Genomic DNA, 235 nt, shown 5'->3' on the forward strand with positions numbered 1-235 from the left:
CGCCGGGCTCGGCATCGGGTTCTACGACGGGATGATCGGTCCGGGGACGGGCACCTTCCTCGTGTTCACCCTCGTCGCGCTGCTGGGCTACGACTTCCTGCAGGCGAGCGCGAAGGCCAAGATCGTGAATCTCGCGACGTACGCGGGGGCGCTGCTCCTCTTCATCCCGCACGGCTCGGTGCTGTGGCTGCTCGGGCGCATCCTCGCGGTCGCGAACGTCGGGGGCAGCTACCTG

At 68.9% G+C, this 235-nt stretch carries 1 protein-coding gene; it reads left to right on the plus strand.

Annotated elements, in window-relative coordinates:
• Positions 1-235, plus strand: a 235-nt coding sequence (locus KVS71_RS18910; RefSeq protein ID WP_217585300.1) for a TSUP family transporter, incomplete at both ends; no start/stop codon positions are given.

The organism is Microbacterium sp. GbtcB4 (assembly GCF_019091465.1).
GTDB lineage: Bacteria > Actinomycetota > Actinomycetes > Actinomycetales > Microbacteriaceae > Microbacterium > Microbacterium paraoxydans.